The 6,996-nt window shown below is 47.2% G+C and carries 2 protein-coding genes; both read right to left on the reverse strand.

The window, feature by feature from the left end:
• A partial coding sequence (locus UYC_RS0108345) for an SDR family NAD(P)-dependent oxidoreductase (protein ID WP_016879346.1) occupies window positions 1-6,784 on the reverse strand: 6,784 nt, incomplete at its 3' end.
• 32 nt (window positions 6,785-6,816) lie between these two features.
• Window positions 6,817-6,996 (reverse strand): hypothetical protein (locus UYC_RS37620; protein ID WP_026087776.1); only part of this gene is annotated, 180 nt, incomplete at its 5' end.

The following is a 6,996-nucleotide window of genomic DNA, read 5'->3' on the forward strand; positions in this document are numbered from 1 at the left end:
TCAAAGTCTGTTGTGACTTGGAGCGTAAAAGTCCATCTTTTGTCACACCCGCAGCATGGAAAATCGCCTGCAAATGTGAGTGTTGAGCATAGATTCGGGCAAATAACCCAGACATCGCCACAAAATCACCAACATCCACTTGTTCCACACACACAAAGCTGCCCAAAGAAATAATTGTCTGCAAACGACGAATTTTGATGCTGGTAGAATCATCTTTTGGATGTGTTTGTAGCCATTGCGACCACTGTTGTGGTGCTGGGAAAGAGGAACGTGTGGTCAAGATTAATTGCACCTGGCATTGTTGTGCTAGCCACGTGGCAACTTCTAAGCCGATTCCACCTAATCCACCTGTGATTAAATACACTCCTTGTGGTTGCACTTGCCAACCAGAACTAGGGCTTGCTGAGTTGGGAATTGGTTTAAGAACTTTGTGCCAACGTTGTCCTTGGTTATAGGCGATTTGAGTTTGGGTAATGGGTGAGGTGATTTCTTGGTGTAGTTGCTCGACGAGTTGGTGAAGATTTGTTTGAGTGTCAAGTTGGATTTCGATGGCTTGGGTTTGTAGTTGGGGTATTTCTAGGGCGATGGTTTTGAGTAAACCCCAAGTGGCTGCGCGTTCTGGTGCGCTAACTAGACTTGGTGCTTGGCTGTTGGCAGTAATCAGGCGCAATCTCAAGCCTTTGGGCAGGTATTGTTGAGTGACTAGTGCTTGAGTCAGGGAGAATAAGCTTTTTAGTCCTTGATTTAGTCCTTGTTCGAGGCTGAGAAGGTTATGGGTGTCTGTTGGGGTTGTGGCTGTCCACAGGTGTATTATTTCTTGGATTTGTTGCTGTTGAATAAGGGTGGCTAGTTGCTGCCAGTGTTGGGGTTGAGTGGGGTTGAGGCTGTAGTTGTCTTGGTTGTCGGTGCTGAATTCACTATTGGGGTGTGCTGTGATGACGCGGATGCCGCTTTGGCGCAGGCTTTGGGCGAGGGCAGTGCCGATGCTGTCGCGTTCAATCAGCAGTAGTCGTGGCTTTTGGGTTTCTTGTTGCTGATTTGTGCTGATGATTGGGCTTGCTTCCCATTTCTGTTCGTACAGGTGCGATGTTGTGACATTTTGGGTTTGGGCTTGGCTCACCGATTCTGGCTGTTTCATAACTCGCCGCAGGCGAACTTGCTTCATTTCTACCAATACTTCTCCTTCGGAAGTAACCAAAGTAACATCTGCTATCAGGTTTTCTTGAAGGGAGTTGTGGACAGAATTTAACCTCCCCCAACTGAGTATGCGTTCGGGGAGACGATTGTAAATGCGAACTTCATCGATCGCAAATGGAATGTAGAGAACTTGCGATCGCTCTGGTTGCACAACTAATGCTGCCAAGGCTTGCAGGGCAGCATCTGCCAAGACTGGATGCACTTGATAAGCTAAGGCAGTTGCCAACCAGGTATCAGGTAGTTGCAACTCAGCTAATACTTCCTGTTGTCCAACTTTAACCTCAGTTAGAGCTTGTAGTGCTGATCCGTAGGTTAAGCCTGCGGTGGCAAAACCCTGATAAATTTGTTCCCCTGACAATAATTGGGGACACCGAGCGGCAATGCTGGCAACATCAAGTTTGGCAGGATTGGTGAATGTGGCTTCTGCCAAGACAGCGATCGCATGATCTGTCCAAGCATGGAATTGTTTGCTTGGTTCTTCCTGAGAGCTACGTAAGTAGAAGTTTAAATTATGAGTATTTTTTTGTACTAGGACTTGAGTCCAAACTTCTCCAGATGCTGCTAAAGTTAAAGGTCGGCTGAAGACAATTTGTGACAAGCGATAAGTTTGATGTGGTTGCAAGTACTGTGCTGCTGCTGCCATAAATTCAATAGCACTTGCCCCTGGTAACACAGCATGATTATTGACTTGGTGATGCTGTAATAGCAGAGAATTTTGCTCGTGCCAATGTTGTTCAAATACCGCTCCTTCCAGACTTGAATGTGGTTGCCCTAGCAGTGGATGTATTTCTACTTTCCCATTGGTGGAGACGGTATTTTCTGTAACTGGTTGCAGCCAACAACGCTGGCGTTGAAAGGCGTAAGTGGGCAGAACAACACGCTTTCTAACAAAACCTGCGTCTACAGCTTCCCAATCAACTTCGACTCCTAAGCAGTAAAGTTGTGCTAGTCCTGTCAGTAGTTCCACGTAGATATCATCACCAATATTGCCAGTCAAGTCTGCACCTACTGCTAAGTGCGGCAAAATCTTGTCGGCAAACAAACTTCCTTGGCACCAGCGCTGAAGTGCTGCCTGGGCAGGAGATGATAGTTTTTGCAGTCGTGCCACAATGGAAGTGAGAATCGTTTCCTCTGCCGCGATGGTGTTGCTGAAGATTAGCGATCGCCGCGACATTTTTTCAGGAGTTTGCGAGAAAATATAGAGTTTATCTGCTAATTGGTCTTTAAAGCGCACAACCACGGCTAACCGATGCTGGAAGTGGGTTCTACCCGTATTCACCGTAAAGCAGATGTCGCGGATATCTGTGCCATCTTCTTGGTCAAGATATTCCAAATAACGCTGTACTAGTTGTTGTAAAGCTTCAGGGCTGTGGGCAGAAAGAGTAAACACATGGGCGGGGCGATCTTGAAGAGGTCTTTCTACCTGGAGTGTTGGTGCTTCCTGAACAACTACATGGGCGTTTGCGCCACCAAAACCAAAACTGCTTACCCCTGCCAGGCGTTTATCTACTCCTGGTGCCCACTGCCGCAGTTTGTCGTTGACGAAAAATGGACTGTCTTCAAAGATAATGTGGGGATTGGGGCTGTGAAAGTGCAGTGTCGGTGGTAGTTGTTGATGTTTTAGAGCTAGTATCACTTTTAACAAGCCAGCAATACCAGCAGCTGGTTCAAGATGACCAATATTAGATTTAACAGTACCAATGGCACAGAAGCCGCGTTTGTTCGTATAGCTACCAAAGGCTTCTACCAGTCCGCGAATTTCAATCGGATCGCCTAAGGAAGTACCCGTGCCGTGGGCTTCAATGTAACTTAAATGAGATGGATGGATACCTGCTTGTTGCCAGACATCTTCTAACAAGCGACGCTGGGCTTTGGGATTTGGTGCAGTCAAGCCGGCTTTGGAATGTCCGTCGTGATTCACTCCTGCGCCCTTAATTACAGCCCAAATATTGTCTTTGTCCCGTAGTGCTTTTGTTAAAGGTTTGAGTAAAACGGCTGCAAAACCTTCACCACGTACATATCCATCCGCTCTACTATCAAAGGTTTTACAGTGTCCATCCGCAGACAGCATTCCTGCCTGACCAAAGATAATTGCTCCATCCGGCGTTAGGATTAAATTAGAGCCGCCAACAAGGGCAACATCTGCTTCCTGGCGACGCAAAGCCTGGTATGCTAAATTCAGCGCCACTAAAGATGAAGAACAAGCCGTATCTACTGTCAGACTTGGCCCCATCCAGTTAAATAAATAGGAAATGCGGTTAGAAATAATCGATAAAGCATTACCAGAACCTGTATGGGCATCGTGGTAGCGATGGGCGCCCTTGAGAACATTGACATATTCTTGTCCGGCAGCACCAATGAATACTCCTGTGCGGACTTTGCTCAGATGCTCTGGTAAGTAACCTGCTATTTCTAAAGTTTCCCAGACTACTTCTAACATTAAGCGTTGCTGCGGATCCATTTGTAGTGCTTCCCGCCAGGATAAACCAAAGAAGGCTGGATCAAATTCTTCGACGCCTTCAATAAAGCCACCCCATTTACTACAGGTTTTACCAGGTTGAGAGCGGTCTGGATGGTAGAATTTTTGCCAATCCCAACGTGTTACGGGTACTTCAGTAATTGCGTCTACCCCTAACTGGAGATTTTGCCAGAACTGGGTTGGGTTGGCTGCTCCTGGGAAGCGACAAGATAAGCCGATAATTGCGATGTCTGTGTTTTCGTTTCTGTCAGGTTGCTGGCGAGTTGTGTCTTCCTGAGTTGGGCGAGAAGCAAGTGGTTGGGACAGTTGTGCTGTCTGGGTGTCGAATTGCTCTTTGAGGGTGGTGTTTGAGGGCGCAGGCTGTTGCGGTTGTGAATTCAAGATAACCGATGCATTTACCGGATTAGGGTCATCAGGTAACAGGAACTTTGTCAAAGCTTCACTGTGCCGATTAGCCAGGTATTCGGCTAGCTCGATAATTGAAGGAAATTCAAACAATAGAGTTGCATCTAGAGTCAGGTTAACGTCCTTCTCAATAGAGCTTTTGACTTGTACCGCCATGATGGAGTCAAATCCTAACTCCATAAAGTTTTCTCGCGGATTGATGTGTTCCTCTGCAAGACGCAGTGTCTGGGCAATTTTAGTGAGTAAGTAGGACTGAATTAACTTCAACAGTTCAGGGCTATATTGGGTTTTGGCGAGTTGAAGTTGCGGTGTAGTAGCTGGTGTATGACTGGGACGGAGTTGATTTAAAGGAATTGTACCTGAGCCAAGATTTCGATCGGGAGCCTGCTTAAAAATTACCCATTGTCCTGAGTTCTGGCGTAAGGCTAAATCAAACAATTGCTGTCCTTCTTCTGGTGCGATCGCTTCTAGCCCCATTGCCTGAATTCGCTCATCTGCAACTGCTTTTAACATACCTACATTACTCCATGGCCCCCAATTGATACTGAAGGCAGGGCGAGAGGGACGCAGGTAGGCAGCATAGGCATCGAGAAAGGCATTGGCAGCGGCGTAATCACCTTGACCGATATTGCCAGTTAGGGCAGCGAGGGAGGAGAAAAACACCAGAAAATCTAGATCCAAATGTTGGGTAGCTTGGGCTAAAACCCATGCACCCAGTACTTTTGGCTGCAGCACTTCCTCCATTGCGCTGATTGACTTGTGACGCAACAGTCCATCTTGAATTACACCAGCAGCATGAACAATACCGTGCAGTCTGCCGTGATGAGCACAAATCGTCTGGATCAGTGCTGTCATTTCTGCCAAATTTGCCACATCACCGCTAACGGGAATAACTCGCGCTCCCAGCGATTGGAGTTGCTGAACTTGCTTGATGCGAACAGATGTTTCCTCATGTTCGGGATTTTCTGCTAACCAGGCAGTCCATGCAGACTCTGGTGGCAAGGGTTTGCGTCCAAGTAGGTAAAGGTGGGGGCGATCGGCACGGGCAAGTAATTTGGCAACTTCACCACCCAAGCCCCCCAAACCACCTGTAATTAGGTAAGCGCCTTGAGAGTGGAGGGGTAAGGGTTGATTTTGGGAAAAAGCGATCGCTACCATCTGGGGCGTCCAACGTTGTCCTCCCCGGTAGGCGACATCATGGGATGAACTGGCAAGTTGTATTTCTTGGCAAAGTGCTTCTACAAGTGTGGCGTTCGCTTCCTGTAACGATAAATCTACACAATGACAACGTAGTTGGGTATATTCGCGGGCAATCACCCGTACCATACCCCAAAGGGCTGCCCGATCGGGGTGCGATACCTGGGTGTTATCAGTTACCGGCTGGGAGTCATTAGTAATTAGCCACAAATCTAAGGGTTGCTGGTGTTGGGTTATTGCTTGGGTAATCCCTAATAGATTAGCCAAATCTTGCCGTACACTAGCCTGGAGTTGGGAAAGCTCGGTATTGTGAAAATCTTTATTTGTGAGCGGCCAAAGATAAAGGACTCCAGAAATTTCCGGATAATCTTGATAAACAGCTTGCCATAGTTGCTGAAAGTGAGACGCTTGACCAGGAGCAATAGAAAAATTTTGCTTATCTATACGAGAAAATTCGGTACTAACTTTAACGTTTATACATATATGTCCTGCTTGTTGTAGAGCTTGGCAAAGAGCTGCTGCCAAGCCGATTTCATCCATAAAAACTAACCAGGTGCGCTTTTCGTTAGCTAAATTGACGAAAGCAGGCTCTGGTTGCCAAAGCAATTGATAGCAAAATTTATACAAATCTTTATTAGATACAGGTGCCTGGGCAGTGTTGGGTTTCCGCAGGGCGGTGACTCCTTGCAGTTCTACTAAAACCCTGCCATCGGAACTGACAATGCACACTTCACCACGAGCCACATTGGAATTTTTCTGTTCTGTCTCGCTGCGGCGAACATGAGCGAAAACCCGTCCCTGAACTTGTCCGTAGACTGTGACTTTCTCAATGGCAAATGGTAGATACAGCGAATCTGTCTGGTTAGCTGTGCCTAAACCAAGCAGCGCCCCCCAAGCTTGTAACGCTCCATCCAAGAGGGCTGGGTGCAAGTAGCAAGCTGCCGCTTCTTGCCATGAGGCTGGTGCCTCCAATACTGCCAACCCTTGACTGTCATTGATATGCAACGACTGAATTACCTGAAACCCAGAACCGTATTCAATCCCCAAGTTGCTATACCAACCATAAATATCTTGTGGCTGGAGTACTTGGCTGGTGCGAGTGCGGACTGTATCGAGATCCAAAGATGCAACCTCGACGGGATGCGTCGTTGCCACCAAACCTGTCGCGTGTTCTACCAGCTCAACTTTGCCATTTTCCTGTCGGCTGGTAACTTTAAATTTGGTTACCTGAGTTTGTGGTTCTAACAACAATTCAGCGCGTATAGGTTCCCCCGGTGCCACAATCATTGGTTTGGTGAAAGTGAGGTTTTGCACCACAACCGGAAAGTTACCTTGCAGGGCAAGAGTGGCTGCCACCACCATCTCTAGATAAACGACTCCTGGCAGCACTCCCATTCCCATAACTTGGTGCTCTCTGAGTACCCTTTCTTTTTCTAAAACAAAGGTTTTTTCAAAGCAGGTGGGTTCCTGGACTATAGATAACAATTGCGTATTTGCTCCTTGCATGGAATACTTTTTGATACCTCTTTTTGGTTGATTTAATGGTGCGAAAAATGTGTGAGAGGGATTTTTCGATCGAGAAAGATATGCACTGGTTGTGAACTGCGATCGCTAATACTCCCGTTTACCTTGCGATCGAGCATGGGATTGAGGGGAGGAGCAACGATGGGCGAGCTGTGTTGTTCCTGGTGAGAACGTTCTAGCCAATAACGTTGACG

The sequence above is a fragment of the Chlorogloeopsis fritschii PCC 6912 genome (genome assembly GCF_000317285.1).
In the GTDB taxonomy this organism is placed as follows: Bacteria; Cyanobacteriota; Cyanobacteriia; order Cyanobacteriales; family Nostocaceae; genus Chlorogloeopsis; species Chlorogloeopsis fritschii.